Below are 16211 nucleotides of genomic sequence, written 5' to 3'. Positions count from 1 at the left end.
TATCTGTTTATGTTCCCACTGCTACCTAATAAAAGTCATCAATTCTAGGAAGGAAAATATGAATTACAAGCTATCACGTCGACAGTTTGGACAGTTGGCACTTGCTGGAACTGTATTATCTGGACTTAGTTATCTCACCAAGAAAGCCTTGGCAGAAACACCAAGTTTAAATATTGTAGGTATAGGTTCCAGCCCAATGGTTACTACTGACCAAACGGCTATTACAGAGGTAAATACCACTGAATTAGTAGAGAACACTGCCTTAAACAGTGTAAGCACAGATATTAAGCCTGTAGGACTAGTTTTGCAATCCTTAGTTACAGGAAAGGCTCAGGTACTTACGGATAAAAGTACACCTTTATTAGAGCCTAATGAGATATTGAGTGGTTTTACCTCTTTAAGCGATGGCACACTTGTTGTAGCCATTACTCCTGTTGCGATTACTCGGAGAGAGGCGACACCTACTCGCATTACATTTTTGGGTACGCCTGTAAAAACTTTGATAGTCTCAGGACTTAAACCAAATCAACAGCTTGGGAGCTTGCTAGGTACTAATGATGGGCGACTCATTGGTCTAGTAGGTAAGAAGAATGGTACACCACCTGTCAGATTGGTAGATATTAACCTTCAAACAGGAGAGATAAGTTCTATTAGTAAGGTTAAATTCCTGAATGATGAGCGGGTCAGCAATCTAGCTGAGTGCCCAGATGGAATACTTTATACCTCTGTAGTTGGTGCGTATGGTGATACAACTCTGGTGCAGCTAGATTCAAATCAAAAAAAGCCCATCAGACTAGGACAATTGAAAGTTAATGGTCAAGCATGGAATAATGGCTTACAAAGCTTAGTTTGCTCTGCAACAGGTCAACTCCTCGCCTTTGGAGCTATGAGATATGAGACACCTAATGCTGTGTATATTGTTGATAAGAACAGTGGAAATATGACTCGGCTACAAGACTTTGATACTACTCAGATTACGCGTGCTCGTGCTTAGAAGAAATCGAGATGATATCTCTAGAAAAAACTGCCTAGCCCTCATCTTTGCTTGAGGGCTTTTTATTGATATTGATTGGTATAGCTTATGATTAAGAATATTTTTGACTTATTTTCTAATTAGTTACCCCTGGAAATTCTCATTGATACAGAAGAGCAGTAACTCAAACAAATTTAGAATGATTTTGATAAATAGCTTATATCAGGAAAGGTTTTTGAAGTTCAAAACTTACTCATTAGATTCTCCTTTGGAGTACAGCGATCGCCTTTTCGATAGCTAAGAATCTAATGAGAGTGTGTTAGCATAAGTAACCGGAGGTATCGCTAATAGTTAATTACGACGGAAATTTCTCTTGCGTTGTTTGTGTCGAGCGACTTCTTTGCGCTTGTGTTTTTCCAAAGGCGTTTCAAAGTGACGATTCTTTCTCATGTCTGGAAAAATACCTGCTTTGGAAACTTCCCTCTTAAATCGACGTAAGGCTGACTCAATTCCTTCATTTTCGCCCACAAATACTTGGGTCATTTATATTCTCCTACTTAATTGGTACTGGGCAATTTAAGCTATCCAGTAGACCGGAGCGCAAAAAGGGCAGATAATGATTCTGCCCTTTAGACGTTAAAACTTAATTTTTGATCTTAAAGCTTAGTAGCGCGATCTATTGTAGCCACCGCCACCACCACTGCCGCGGCGCTCGCCACCACCAAAAGAACCACCTCTATCTTCCTTTGGTTTAGCCTTATTCACTTTGAGATCGCGTCCCATCCATTCAGCGCCATCAAGAGCATCAATGGCAGCTGTTTCTTCAGCTTCTGTGCCCATCTCTACAAAGGCAAAGCCGCGTGGACGTCCTGTTTCACGGTCAGTAGGTAACTGAACCCGCTTTACAGTACCGTGTTCGGCAAACACAGAATTGAGGTCATCTTGTGTGACCTCGTAGGATAGATTACCTACATAAATTGACATGCATTATCTCCAAAATCATAGGTGTGTAGAGATTTAGATTTCGGAGGCAAGCTTGTTAAGACCAAAAGGGAAAAGCCTGTCAATACTAAAAACAAACAATGTAACCGAATTTTATTCTCACTTAATTACCTTAGCACATCATTGAGTTCTTACCCACCGTAACTCAAGATTGGGGATTGGAGATTGGGCACAAGAGACAAAGGTGCAAAGGGGTACAGAGGAAAAACTTACTGCAACTTCTCCTCTGTTTTTCCACTCCCTTATTTCCCCCAGTACCTAGTCTCCTCATAATATTGATTAGCAGAAATTCCCCAATTAATTGCAAAATAAATGCAGTTCGTCATTGTTACTAATTGGAAATGCCGACTACACTTGCTGACGCACAAAATTTACTTTCTGACCTGATCGCTCGCTACTGTGGGCGTGTAGATTATCTGATGATTCGCCTTGAAGAAGCAGAAGGGACTGATATCTTGTTGCGTGGCGACAAGGTAGAAACCCTCAGTGAAGGTATCTCCATTGGTGGACATATTCGTGCTTGTTATAAAGGCGGATGGGGGTTGAGCTGCTTTAACCAGCTGGCAACAATCAAGGAGCGCATAGAAGAAGCGATCGCTGCTGCACGGATGGTTGGTGATGAAGAAACTTTACTTGCACCCATTGACCCGGTGCAAGCAGTATGCATTCTACCCCTAAAAGGTACTGACCCCCGAAATGTCTCACTCTCGCAGAAAAAACAATTGTGCGATCGCTATACCCAATTGCTTAAAAGCGTCGATCGCCGAATTACCACTACCTCAGTGCGTTATGGTGACAGCGCCCAAAAAGTAATCATTGCTACTTCAGAAGGTACTTTAATCGAGCAATCTTGGGTGGATATGGAAATGCGCTTTGCCGCCACCGCCAGAAATGGCGAAACCGTACAAACTGGACGGGAAACTACTGGCTCTCGCAAAGCTTACGAAGATTTAACTGGTTTGGATGAACAGGTAAAAAGTGCTGCTCAAAGAGCGATCGCCGCTTTATCTCTACCACCGGTCAAAGGCAATACTTACACTGTAGTCATTGACCCAATTCTCACGGGTTTATTCGTCCACGAAGCCTTCGGACATCTTTCTGAAGCTGATATGGCTTACGAAAACCCCGATCTGCTGGAAGTTATGACCATCGGACGGCGGTTTGGCCCAAAAGAACTGCAAATTTTTGATGGTGCGGCTCCAGAGGGACATCGCGGTAGCTATTTTTACGATGATGAAGGCACGCCTGCTACTACTACTCAACTAATTAAAGATGGAGTTTTAGTGGGACGTTTACATTCTCGTGAAACTGCTGGCAAATTGGAGGAAGCGCCTACGGGTAACGCTCGCTGTCTCAACTATCACTTTAATCCGATTGTGCGGATGACAAATACCTGGATTGAACGGGGTAAAACACCAGTTGCAGACTTATTCACCGATATCAAAGAAGGAGTTTATGCCCGTAATTGGTTGGGTGGGATGACGAATGGGGAAATGTTCACCTTTAGTGCTGGGGAAGCGTGGATGATTAGGAATGGCAAAATTGCTGAACCTGTCCGGGATGTGACGCTTTCGGGAAATGTATTTCAAACTTTAGCGGATATTGAGGCACTTGGTGATGATTTTTACTGGGATGAATCCGGCGGTTGTGGTAAGGGAGGGCAAAATGGCTTGTCAGTGGGTTGTGGTGGTCCTAGCCTCCGAATTCGAGATGTAGTGGTTGGTGGGGAAACATGAACTATCCGCTGCGATCGCAATCCTGAATCAAACGCGCAAAAACAAGATCCCCGACAACTTTTACGAAGTCGGGGATCTGCGGGTTGCAATTCTTACAAATCAAGTAGGATTGCTATATATCCGTGGTCTTACGGCAATTAGTAAAAAAATCAATTTGCTAGCCAGAAAGCGACGTTACGCACATAGGTTTTGATATCTTCTAAGGCGTGTGGCTCTTTTTTCATCCCATCTCCTGGTGGTTCATCTACAAAAGTGGGGCAACCTTTATTAATATCCCAGTTGTAATCTACTAAATGATGGAAGCTAGAGTTAGCGACTGATCGTCCTAGTATATTCCCCTGCTGATCTTGATGATGCTCGATCGCTACCACCAGATTGAAGTGACGATCTGTAACTAAACTTTTACCAAGGGCAATTACCCGCGCGTTTGCATTGCCCAAAGGTACGCCAATACCGCCTTCGTGGGGATGTGTTGGGAAAAATTCAATACTTCCCGAAGGTGAATTGGGATTTTTTAAAAGTTCATGAATGGGTTCAATAATGGTAATTTTTTGATAATCGCCGTTAGCTCCAGAATGATAGTTGGGCCAGGAGATATAAGTTGTGTATGAGTCATCTCGGCTCCAACGAGATTCATCGGGATCGGGATTTTTGGTGTTGAAATAGTGGATATCACCAATATCAGCTAAACCACACATCGAACAGCCCATATCCTGATGATCACGTGTTGTCAAAATCCCGCCGCCGCGTTGCCGAAAAGCATTAATTCCGGCAATGTCTTTTTCGGTTAAACCGTTATCTACCTCTAGGCCAAATAGCCAAAGTTCATCAAAATCTGATTTGTCGAGACTACTTAAAACTGAGTCACCACCGACTGCATCTGATTCGTAATCGCGTCCCGTAACTTCAAATAAGGAGTTTCCGGCTTCGTCTTTAATCGATGTTAAGTAATCTTGTAACATCGAGAAACGAAAAATACTCCAGTCATCTTCAGTCGTAGGAATCGTAGTCTGCAAAAGAATACGAATTGGTTTTGCCATAACCTCTGCCAGACGAACATCACAATTGAGTATAGCGATCGTTTTGCACTAATGCTTAAATTTTTAAGGTGGGCAACATCCCTCCCAAGTATGAAATTAATTCATAACTCTAGGTAGTAGCGCCAGTAGTTAAGGATAGCTAATCTAAATAAAGCTGATTCAATGTTCACTCTGGTTTGATTCACAACACTAATCCTCCGTGGCGCGTGCTGGGGATTTATTGCCTGTCTGGATAGTCTTAATCAAAATAATTCGTAATTGATAATGACGCTTGCGGACTCGCTACTGCTGCGCTAAGGTAATTCGTAATTGAAGACTGTTTCAGACTCTTATTTAGACCTACACTCAAACAAAGCCGCGTATAGACAAAAGGGAATTAAACCTAAAAATTACGAATTACGTTAGCGAGTCCGCGTACTCTGTAAGAGTTGCAAGCTAGCAAGAGCGTCTCGTAGAGAGCGTCATTACGAATTACGAATTAGTTAAACGTTCCTTAGCACAGTGACAGATATGAAAGCAGATCAACTCCTGAAAAACTATGCCGCAGGTGTCAGAGACTTTACTGGTGTCAACTTGAGCGAGGCCAACTTAAGAGAAGCCAATCTCAGTGGCGTAATTTTAGATCGAGCAATTTTAGATGGAGCTAATCTGAGTCACGCTAATTTAGCCCACTCCAGTTTAATTGAAGCAGACTTAAATGGAGCAGATTTAAGCAATGCGGATCTCAGTGGTAGCAACTTAAGCGGAGCTATTTTGGATGGAGCTATCTTGGATGGAGCAACAATGGAAGGAGCTAATTTGAGTCACGCTGATTTGACGGTTGCTAAATTGATTGAAACTAAATTGAGTGAGGCGGATTTGCAGGAAGCAAGCTTGATAGCAGCGAATCTAGATGGAGCGGATTTAAGTGGTGCAGATTTAACTGTAGCTGACTTATCCCAGGCAAATCTCACTCAAGCAGATTTGAGCCAGACAAATTTGAGTGGAGCCAATTTGGATGGAGCCAATATAGAAGGAACTGTTCTGGATGAGAATGTTTAATCTCGTTTCTATACAGAGCATGGATTCTGGGTTGCTGACTTAATATATTAACCCAAACAGTGCCTCGGAACACCGAGATCAAAACTCAAAACTTGAGCTTCTTATTACAGCAAAATTCTGAATTCAGAATTCAGAATTCAGAATTCTGGAGTAAAACACGCTTTATATCTGGGTAACATACTTAGATTGTATACCTCACCAACTTGAAATCTGCTGTATGTTTATTTAATTACTTAATTACAGCAGTTTTCATGTATTTGAACCACATCTATCGTAGGGGCACAGCATTGCTCATTGGTATCAACTTAACGTGAAACCCGCTTGGTGAGAACGTTTTGCCCTCACCCCCAGCCCCTCTCCCATTCGTGAGAGGGGAGCCAGAGATTCAATTCTCCTTCTCCCAAGGGAGAAGGGGTTAGGGGATGAGAGCGTGAGGTGATGTGTAAAATACCTCCCGATATAGCTTTCAGCTTAAGTTGACACCAATGAGCATTACTGTGCCCCTACCCTCTGGTCTATTTATCTGAAAATAGCTGTAAACCCGGAGAACCCCATACCTTAATCTTTTCTGCACAGACGCTACAGTTTACAAACAAGTCTTTTAGAGTTGCAATGGCATTGTTTCGACTAACAACGCGATTGTTTTGGCTGACAATGCTATTGTTGCGGCTAACAATGCCATTGAGATGAGAACTTGGAATATTGCACAAGAGTTTATAACTTTTGTGTACACACGATCTGCTTGCCAGAAAAAGTCAGGTGGATATATTTTCTATACACAAAGATACTACTGTAAAAAAGTTTGCTACAAGTAGTGTTATTTACGATTGTCATAATTAAAACAATTGACTCTCAACTATTAATGGTGAACTCTACCCTCGTCGTCACACTCTATGTCAACCCTATGACAGGGAATGATACCAATACTGGTTCACGGTTGAATCCATTTAAAAGCCTCACCCGTGCTTTAAAAGTAACCAAAATTCTGACGATAATTCATCTGGAGTCCGGGACTTACAACGCCGCTAGTGGTGAAGTGTTTCCACTAATCGTCCCTGGAGGGGCGACAGTGGTGGGTAATGAAGCAAACATTGGTGCAGGGATTGTAATTTCCGGGAGTGGCGAGTATCAAAGTCCCAGTTTTGGTATACAAAATATTACGCTGCTCTTGGTAGATAATGCCAGTCTTTTAGGTGTAACTGTCACCAATCCCTCTGCTAAAGGTACTGGTATCTGGATTGAATCGGCTGCACCTACTTTAAGTAACAATACTCTGAGCAACTGTGGGCGGGAAGGTGTGTTTACCACTGGTACTGCCAAACCCGCAATTTTAAATAACATATTTGTGCAAAATACTGCTAGCGGGTTAGTAATAGCAGGTCATAGCCAGGGAGAAGTACTGCAGAATGTATTTCAAAGAAACCCTTTAGGCATAGCAATTAGTGACTTTGCCGCTCCGACGATCGCAAATAACAAATTATCAGAAAATCGCACAGCGATCGCACTTTCTCGCAACGCCCAACCTGTACTGCGTCAAAATCTCATTGCTAAAAATACTCAAGGTGGTTTATTAGTCAATGGTAATGCAGTCCCCGATTTAGGTAATAGCGAAGATCCAGGTGATAATATTTTTCGCGATCATAGTGAATTTGATTTATATAATGCCACTACACAAAAACTAGTTTCCGTAGGTAATCAATTAAATCCAGATCTAGTCAAGGGTTTGGTAGATTTACTCCCAATCAATCGAGTAACGGTTAACACCAGTCCCTCTGATACCTCGACAGAATCCCCACCTCAAAAACTCCCTTTGCCCCCTTCCCCCCTTCCCACCTCTCTTGAACTAAACGGACATTGGGCAGAACCATTTATTCAGGCATTAGTGAGCATGGATTTAACTCATGCTTTTGCTGATGGTAGCTACCAGCCAGATAAACCCATGACTCGCGCCCAGTATGCAGCTTTGGTGGCGATCGCTTTTAACCCATTTCCCAAAATCCCAACTCCTGATTTTACGGATGTACCCAAGGATTTTTGGGCTTATAGCGCTATTCAAATCGCGGCTAGTGGTGGCTTTGTTGGCGGATTTAGCGATCGCACTTTCCGCCCTGATCAAACTGTGCAGCGGCTACAGGTGATTGTCTCCTTAGTAAACGGACTGGGACTACCAGCTGTTGATCGCGATGTTTTAGAAGTATATAACGATCGTTATACCATTCCCGACTACGCTCGGACAGCCGTTGCAACTGCGACACAACAGGGAATAGTTGTCAACTATCCAGATCCGAAAGTGCTTGCACCTTTACGTTTGGCAACACGCGCCGAAGTTGCAGCGATGATTTATCAGGCATTAGTTGCCATTGGGCAAACATCTGCGATTAAATCAGTCTATGTGGGGTTGCATTTTAAAAGTTGATAAGTAGAATAGGGAACACTTGCCTATCGGCTTGGCAACTATTGGAAAAAAAACCATGTAGTTAAAAGCACGCTAGGCTAATATGCGATGGGTGACAAATTTTAGAACTATTGCCTAAAGCTAATAGCCCGATGTTAACAACACTTCCAGACACCTCTGCCAACTTGGCGATCGCCTTATTAATTAACTATAGTTTTGATCTCGGTGGGTATAGTGCCAATGAGCTAGTTGAGCGTTGGCAAACGCAATACCCCCTTAACTGGCTACACCTGGCAGTGATTGAGGCACTATATCAAGGTCGTTATAAAGGGGTTTCCGTGCAGCAAATTTTAGTATTTTGGCAGCGCCGGGATCAGGCTACGTATCATTTCAATATGGAATTTGAACGGATGATTTGTAGCAAATTTCCGCAAAGCTTAACCTCAATGGCTGCGCCAGCTCTAGCGCCAGCCAAGAGAGAACCCACTGTAGAGCAAGTGACAAGTCCTCAATTACCACCAGCTAAGATTGGCAACGGCTATCAACACAGCAATACTGCGACTCTCCAACTGAAAAGTTATCAACCAAAGACATCTTTGAGTGAAGAAGAGGGAAAGCAGGAAGATAGAGACAATAAAACCGTCTTGAAGTCTCCGCTTTCTGGGAAATTTACCTCTTCGGCAACCCTTGAGCGATTATCTGCTGTCAGCCAAAGGCTAACTTCACAAGAAAGTCCAGCGCCTTCCCCATCACCAAACTATCATCAACGACAGCCAAAACTGCTCTCACCTGCTCTTATTCATGCCCCAATTGGGCAATTTACTCCCGAAAAAAGTGATCGCTCTGAGTCTTTTACATCTAAACTCAAAGCCATGTCTGGGGAGCAAGGGAGCAGGGAGTAGGGGGAGAATGACGAATGACAAACGACAAATTCCTTTTAGATTTTTATTCTGCAACTAACAGCTTAAAGCGTTCATCGTCGGCAATATCATCAAAATCGAGGTCAGTTGCTGCGTCATCTTTATACCTAGAATTAAGTTCAATCGCTTGTTGTAGAGTTAACAGAGATCGGTCAACTTGTCTTTGCAGTGCGTAACAGGCTGCTTTGTTGTAATAAGCACTAGCATAATCTGGCTTAATTTCTAAGGCTTTATTAAAACTAGTGATCGCTTCATCATCGCGTCCCAATCTTACCAAAGTATAACCGTGTTTATCCCAGATTTTGGGAGAATTGGGTTGGAATTCTAGCGCTTTCTCAAAGGAGATTATTGCCTCTTCATATTGTTCTAATGCTACTAGGGAAAGACCACGATTTAACCAGGCAACGGCATCGTCAGGTTTGATTTGTGTAGTTTTGTCAAATGAGGCAAAGGCTTGCTGATGCTGTTGTAAGTTACCAAAAGCAACGCCGCGATCGCACCAAGCTTGAGAATAATCTGGCTGAATCGCAATCGCTTTATCATAAGATGCGATCGCATCTTGGTAGTGTTTCAACCTTCCTAGAGTTAGACCCCGTTTTAACCAACTTACAGGTTCATCAGGTTGGATTTTTACTGCTTGGTTGTAAGCTGCGATCGCATCTTCATAGCGCCTTTGAGAAAACAGATCGTCTCCTTGTTTTACATACTCATCAGCAGGGAATTCCGGTTTTTGCGGCTGTTCTTGTATTTCTTCCTCAACTTCAAAATTCACCACCTCTAGAATCGATTCCGGCGTAATTTCAGTTAGTTCTTGAAGAATCAGATCCTTTCTTTCTTGGGCATCCAATTGTAATTCAGAGAGTTGAGAGACAAACTCCGTTTCTAATCTTTCTAACTTCTCTAAAATTAGAATCTTTTGTTGTTGAGCATTCCATTGTAATTCTGAAAATTGCGAAGTAAACTCAGAACCAGATTTTTCTAAATTTTCAATGATTAGCTCTTTACTCTTTTGAGCATCGACTTGTAATTCAGATAATTGAAATTTAAATTCTGATTGCAATGCTGCTAAACTATCAATAATTTTATTTTTTTGTTCTTGAGCATCTATTTGCAATTCAGATAATTGAGATTTAAGTTCTCGATCAAATATGCCTAGATTATCAACTGTGATCTCTTTTTGCTTTTGAGCATCAATCTGTGATTCAGATAACTTTTCTACAAATTCTGACTGCAATTTTGTTAAAATTTCAAAAGTTATATCTTTTTGTTGTTGAGCATCAGACTGCCATCCAGAAAGTTGAGATGTGAACTCAGACTTTGATATTTCTAAATCAGCAACGGCTAGTTCTTGCTGTTGTTGTACACCTAACTTTAACTTAGACAGTTCTTTTGCTATAACAGATGCTAATTTTCCTAAATTCTCCAGTGCTATATCTTTTTGTTGTTGAGCATCAAACTCTAACTTAGATAACCCCAAAGCAAATTTTGACTCTAAATTTTCTATATTTTCTTGAGATTTTTTTAGTTCAACTTCTAATCTACTTAATACCTGTACTTTAGCTAAATCTAGATCGGATATCAGAATAGATACATTTTCTTGTTCATTTTTAATTTTTTGTTGTAAAGCAGTCGTTTGCTGTTCTAATTCATAATTTATTTTTTTCGCATCTTGAATAACATTTTCAGCTTCTTGTTTAACGGTGGTTAGCTGATTTTGTAATTTTTCCATTCCCTGGACTTGTTGCATTGCCCTATCAACAATTTCCCGGATTATCACCCGTCGCAACAGCCATAACAAAGCAATCACTGCGACTGGAAAGAGACTTAGTATAACTAGCCAAACATCGAGTAATATGGTTGTGCGGCTAAAAGTGCTTTTAAAATCAGATTGGACTTGCTGTTGAATTCGTCTTTCTGCTCGTAATCGTGCTAATTCTTCCCGTTCTGAATTCGATAACACCGGAGTCGGAGTTAGTGCTGGGTTGGGTAATGGTGCAGATTGTCCACTGGCAATTCCAACGGATAACAGTAAGGGTAAAAATACAATAGTGCTTTTTACAATTAAAGCGAAAACAGCTTGATTTTTGCTCTGCATAACAACCATCTCAGTCTGTTGGTCAGTTTTTGAAGCAGCGTGCCTCTCTCCAATCTATAACAGAATTAAGTAGTTAAATGTTGTAAAAGCAGTGTAAAATTCTGAGCAATCTTTAACTAATCGGTTTCCTAGTCCTTAGTGTACGTACAACTTTAGTCGTAGAGTACAGTCAATTTTGTGACAATTTTTGGTGAGGTACTACTAGAATATTACTACGTTGTAATTACTGCTAAAGATGGTGAAAGTCAAGCAGTAAAAATAATAATTTATCAACCAGTGGAAGACAAAATGCGAAAGTATCAACGCTTTCTTAGACCATCCACCAAAGAAGCTTCAGACTTTGTGATTACAGATAACAGGGCAGTGAAACTGGAAGTTCTACCTGTATGGGAAGTGTCAGGTATGCTTACTTCGCATTAACATTAGATTATCTACAATAAGTAGATTACTTGTCCTCAAATTAACTTAACAAAGGCGGTAGAAAATGGGTCGCTTAAATCCTTACACGCTGCAATTGCAGATTACCCGAATGTTTGAGCAAGGGCAATCATTTTTTGCCACAACCAAGGTACAGGAATGGTTGAAAGAACATAAGCACAATCCAGAAGATTATGACATTATTTTTCATAAAAAACCCGCACCTCCTGGTTCCAAAGAAGTAATGGTTGTAGAAATTGAATTACGCCGCAAAGATGGACAACCTGTAGATCCTTGGTTGCAGGAACAAGCAAATCTCCATGCCTGATTTTCGCAACTTTAGCAGCCCTAGATTAGATGTGAAAACTTCTTTTTCTTTTCTTGGCATTTTGCAGAAAAAGTGGTTTGTTCATTTTCACAATTTAGATCGGATTGCTATGTGTGAGGGTGTAGGCGTAGCCCGTCGCAGACATCGCTAAACCTTCACTAAAAGCTACCCAATATCTGCAAAGGGCTACACCTACTACGCCCAAACTCAATATTTCCTTCGGGCGGCTGAGAGTAACCCTACAGAGGTCTAGATGGGGTATGTACTTTTGCTTAACTTAATACTACGATAATTCGATAGACATATCGTATAATGTTTGCATTTGTTTGTACTATAAACCGTCTGTTAAGGGGAAGGCATTACCATCAAAAAAACTGATGTATTGTTTGCATTGTATACAGCAGGAAAAGTGATTTCACCCCACACTCCCAAAGTAAACAATGTGGGTGTGATTATCCAATTTATCAGCAGAAATATGAGTGCATTTTTCAGATGATCCGGCGCAGATGATGTGCTGGCTTAACTACTATCGCTTGCAAGGAGGCAGGTCTGTTGAACAGAAAACGGAATTCATCATTTATTCAAAAAGTCAAGCAAAAACTTGTTTCACCCATCGCTTGGTTAGCACTGGTTGTGTTTAGTATCTTGCTGGTTACTAGCACAACGATCGCCAGCAGTTTAGCCCAGAACCCACCAGGTGTTGCAAGTACACAACCTTATGCTGGATTTAAAGGCAAAATCGGCAGAACCTTGGCAGAATCAACGCCTTGGTGGACTCCACAGCCACCATCACCCAAAAAATCTCTCACTTCATCTCGCACCACCATAGCACCAAAAGAGGCCCCCAATATTGTCGTTTTCCTAATTGACGATCTGGGGTTTGCGGATTTAGGCCCCTACGGTTCAGAAATCAGTACACCGAATATTGATAAATTGGCAGCTAACGGACTGCGGTTTAGCAACTTCACAACCCATCAACTTTGTTCTCCCACAAGAGCATCTTTACTAACGGGATTAAATGCCCACTCTGCGGGTGTCGGTTGGGTTGCTGAAGGAAACCCTGGTTTTCCCGGTTATGCGGGTGAAATTCAGAGCAATGTCGTGACTCTGGCAGAAATTTTACGTAGCAATGGGTACTCTACTCTGCTGACAGGTAAGTGGCATTTGACTCAGACTTACGATCGCACCGCCACCGCTTCATTAAATTCCTGGCCGTTACAACGGGGGTTTGAACATTTCTTTGGTTTCTTAGATGGATTAGAACATCCCCAGACACCCCATATTCTCTACGAAGACAATAAACCTATTTCAGTCGATCGCTATCCTGAGAATTTTCTCACTACTGATTACTGGACAGAAAAAGCGATCGCATTGCTCAAACAAGCAAAAACCAAGTCAAAAGACAAGCCATTTTTCTTGTATTTTGCCAACAATGCTGTTCATTCACCGTTTAATATTCATCCAGCAGACCTTGCCAAATACCAAGGTAAGTATGATGTTGGTTGGGACGTGCTGCGCCAGGAACGCTACCAGAAGCAACTTGCATCAAAGCTAATTCCTGCCGACACTCAACTACCACCCCAAAATCCAGGGGTTAAAGCTTGGGATACACTATCAGCAGAGGATAAAAAGCTATTTGCTCGTTACCAGGAAGCCTATGCAGCCTTTGTTGATAACCTGGATCAAAACTTTGGGAAACTCTATGAGTATCTAGAGTCCACCGGGGAACTCAACAACACAATTATTATTGTTGCTTCTGATAATGGCGGTTCTGGAGAAGGCGGAGCAAATGGTACGACGAATGTAGCTCGACATTACTCCGGTTTACCAGACGATAAAGCCCTAGATATCAGTCGGTTTGAGTTGATTGGTAGTCCTCAGACTGCGCCTCACTATCCAATTGGCTGGGCAACAGTTTCTAATACACCCCTAAAACGGTACAAATTCTTTACCCTTGGCGGTGGTAGACGGAATCCATTGATTGTTTCCTATCCAGCAAAAATCAAAGATTTGGGTGCTACCCGAACACAATTTACGCACATCACAGACATTACACCTACCATCCTGGAATTAACGGGCATCAAGCATCCCGACAGGTTTAATGGTAAATCCACAAAACCTCTTGAAGGTATCAGCTTTGCCTATCTTTTGAATGATGCCAATGCACCGGAACAAAGAACTGAACAATACTACGAGAATTCTGGCAATAGAGGGTATTACAAAGATGGTTGGTATGCTGTCACCGACCATCAGACTGGGAAACCATTTAGTGACTCCGAGTGGCAGTTGTACAACCTCAAGCAAGATTACTCGGAAAGCAACGATGTGGCGAACCAGTATCCAGAAAAAGTCAAAGAACTGGCAACAGCCTTTGATGCAGCGGCATTCAAGTATCAAGTTTATCCTCTGTTAGAATCCCCCCAACATGGAGGAGTACCGCCTTACATCAAGGAGAAAGTGAAGCCGAAGACATTCCATGCGGGTGACTCGGTACTGCAACCAGACATTTTGCCCTTGGTTAGTGATCGCGATTATACTATCCAGGTGAAGGCTCAGTATAAAGCAGGCGATCGCGGGGTGATTCTTGCCCACGGTGGACAGGAAGTTGGTTATATCTTCTATATTGACGATGGCAAGCTGTTCTACGAACACAATAATTATGGTCAGTCGATTAAATTTCCCGCAGTCCAGCTACAGCCAGGTCAACTTAACATCGATTTGAATTACGATGCACTGGGCAAGCGTCAGGGGTCTGGAACACTTTCTGTCAATGGGCAGCAAGTCGCGGCAGGTAAACTGGGGCTAACGTTTGGTGGCTTTCCCTATGAAGGATTGGACATCGGTAAAGATGCCCGTAGTCCCGTGTCATGGAATCTCTACAAAAAATATGGGGTCTTTAAATACACTGGTGCGATCGAGCAAGTCAAATACGTACCGGGTTCACCCGCGCTTAATTCCAAAGAGGAGTAGGGAGTAGGTATTTTTATCGAACAGAATTCAGGAATCAGGAGTCAGAATTCAGTTGGGTATTTTGACCGAAAAAGCGGATGAATAACCGGCGTTTTTGCACCCCCACCAAATCTACGATTTGGTGGGGGTGCAACAATTCAGTCGCGGGTCTGAATCTCCGACTGATAGCGTAGCGTTAGCGAGTCCGCGAGCGTCTTGATTCTGACCGGAGGCGGAGCGTCTCCGGCTCCGCTCCTGAATTCTTCTTCAAGCTTCCTTATGAACTTCATTCATGGCGTTTTTGGTATAAATAGCTATAGCAAATTTCAACTTATCTATGAGAGGCTACGCCAACGTGAGGTACAACCCTGCCCTTACTAAGGGCAGGGTTGGGGAAGGGGTGTACCTCATATAAGTTGTAAAACACTGTATCTTTCTCTATGAGTTCTCCAACGCAGTACCCACAGGGTATTGCCCCTACTTGAAAATCAGAATTTCAGCTATTGTTTGCGTAAGTCTTGATTACCATAACCTACTGTAAATATTGAAATAAGTTTACACAAAATTTATATATAACTGCCAAAGTTAAAGATTTAATGAAGATTATCTTTTGTTTATTATTTCTTAACCTATATACATTGGTTGAAAGTTTATTTAAGTGAAATTACAGAATTATTCATTTTTTAGCTTCGGAGCATTTTCTGATGAAATTAGCTAAAGATATTAGCATTGCTGCTTTTGCTGTTGCTATCTCGGTTGCTGCTGTTGTTAAACCGACGCAAGCTGCCTTAGTTAATTATGATTTCACCGTAAATGCGATATCTGGCGATCGCCCCGGTCAGTATTTCGGCTCTTTTCAGTATGATGACTCGACTTTAAGCGGGTTAGGCGAGGAAACTCTAGGCGTTAGCAATGGATTATCTATTGTATTTGACTACTTGGGGACTCAGTATACAGAGGCAAGTGATTTTGATTACCCATCATCTCCTGTAGTCAGCTTTACAAATGGCAACCTGTCAGGATTGAGCTATTTGGTTGAAGATCGGTTTTTGATTGGTAACGATCCAGGTAATCCAAATACAGGAGGAACAAAGTTTTATAGCATTCTGAGTGCCGACTTATTGACTACAACCGAGGTGGGTACGGTCATTTACTCTAAAAGTACATCCGTACCAGAACCGATGACTCTTGGTGGTATAGCGATCGCTAGTGCTATGGCATTGGGAACGAAACCCAAAAAAACTATCTAGAGTAACAAATTAATAGTCCTACTTTGAAAATTAATCTAGAGACGTTAGATAATAACGTCTCTACA

Annotated in this window: 13 protein-coding genes; 9 read left to right on the top strand and 4 right to left on the bottom strand. The window is 42.0% G+C overall.

From position 1 onward, the window contains the following. Window positions 1–58 precede the first annotated feature (58 nt). A complete protein-coding gene (locus tag V7K60_RS28945) occupies window positions 59–994 on the top strand; it encodes a hypothetical protein (protein ID WP_334930755.1) in 936 nt (311 codons plus the stop codon). A 330-nt stretch (window positions 995–1324) separates the two neighbouring features. Here V7K60_RS28945 and rpsU read toward each other — a convergent pair whose 3' ends face one another. After that, on the bottom strand, window positions 1325–1516 hold the full coding sequence (gene rpsU / locus V7K60_RS28940) for a 30S ribosomal protein S21 (RefSeq protein ID WP_069073774.1): 192 nt from the start codon (window positions 1514–1516) through the stop codon (window positions 1325–1327). A 120-nt stretch (window positions 1517–1636) separates the two neighbouring features. Beyond that, window positions 1637–1957, bottom strand: a complete 321-nt coding sequence (locus V7K60_RS28935; protein WP_292776541.1) for an RNA recognition motif domain-containing protein — start codon at window positions 1955–1957, stop codon at window positions 1637–1639. Window positions 1958–2316: 359 nt separating this feature from the next. Between V7K60_RS28935 and V7K60_RS28930 the strand changes: the two genes are divergently transcribed. Then, a complete protein-coding gene (locus tag V7K60_RS28930) occupies window positions 2317–3711 on the top strand; it encodes a TldD/PmbA family protein (protein WP_334930753.1) in 1395 nt (464 codons plus the stop codon). Window positions 3712–3860: 149 nt separating this feature from the next. Here the strand turns inward: V7K60_RS28930 and V7K60_RS28925 are convergent, their stop codons facing one another. Beyond that, entirely contained in the window at window positions 3861–4751 is an 891-nt protein-coding gene (locus V7K60_RS28925; protein ID WP_334930751.1) for a hypothetical protein, read from the bottom strand. 510 nt (window positions 4752–5261) lie between these two features. On the opposite strand from V7K60_RS28925, the gene V7K60_RS28920 reads away from it, so the two are divergent. From V7K60_RS28920 to V7K60_RS28910, 3 genes are all read left to right on the top strand, one after another. After that, a complete protein-coding gene (locus V7K60_RS28920) occupies window positions 5262–5792 on the top strand; it encodes a pentapeptide repeat-containing protein (RefSeq protein ID WP_334930749.1) in 531 nt (176 codons plus the stop codon). An 862-nt stretch (window positions 5793–6654) separates the two neighbouring features. Next, entirely contained in the window at window positions 6655–8208 is a 1554-nt protein-coding gene (locus tag V7K60_RS28915; protein WP_334930747.1) for a DUF1565 domain-containing protein, read from the top strand. Between the two features lie 131 nt (window positions 8209–8339). Beyond that, a complete protein-coding gene (locus tag V7K60_RS28910) occupies window positions 8340–9089 on the top strand; it encodes a hypothetical protein (RefSeq protein ID WP_334930745.1) in 750 nt (249 codons plus the stop codon). Window positions 9090–9132: 43 nt separating this feature from the next. On the opposite strand, the gene V7K60_RS28905 is transcribed toward V7K60_RS28910, so the two are convergent. After that, the gene (locus V7K60_RS28905) at window positions 9133–11202 is read right to left on the bottom strand and encodes a tetratricopeptide repeat protein (RefSeq protein WP_334930743.1); all 2070 of its coding nucleotides are present in this window, start codon (window positions 11200–11202) and stop codon (window positions 9133–9135) included. 177 nt (window positions 11203–11379) lie between these two features. On the opposite strand from V7K60_RS28905, the gene V7K60_RS28900 reads away from it, so the two are divergent. The 4 genes from V7K60_RS28900 (at window position 11380) to V7K60_RS28885 (ending at window position 16146) form a co-directional block, all read left to right on the top strand. Then, a complete protein-coding gene (locus V7K60_RS28900) occupies window positions 11380–11622 on the top strand; it encodes a hypothetical protein (protein WP_334930741.1) in 243 nt (80 codons plus the stop codon). A 64-nt stretch (window positions 11623–11686) separates the two neighbouring features. After that, window positions 11687–11947 carry a hypothetical protein gene (locus V7K60_RS28895; protein WP_265274552.1) on the top strand — a complete coding sequence of 87 codons (261 nt, stop codon included), beginning with the start codon at window positions 11687–11689 and terminating at the stop codon, window positions 11945–11947. 552 nt (window positions 11948–12499) lie between these two features. Continuing rightward, window positions 12500–14917: an arylsulfatase gene (locus V7K60_RS28890; protein WP_334930739.1), complete on the top strand. Its 2418-nt coding sequence runs from the start codon at window positions 12500–12502 to the stop codon at window positions 14915–14917. A 683-nt stretch (window positions 14918–15600) separates the two neighbouring features. Beyond that, on the top strand, window positions 15601–16146 hold the full coding sequence (locus V7K60_RS28885; RefSeq protein WP_334930737.1) for a PEP-CTERM sorting domain-containing protein: 546 nt from the start codon (window positions 15601–15603) through the stop codon (window positions 16144–16146). Window positions 16147–16211 lie beyond the last annotated feature (65 nt).

Source organism: Nostoc sp. (assembly GCF_036917555.1).
Lineage (GTDB): Bacteria > Cyanobacteriota > Cyanobacteriia > Cyanobacteriales > Nostocaceae > Nostoc.
This window is presented reverse-complemented; position numbering and strand designations above follow the sequence as displayed.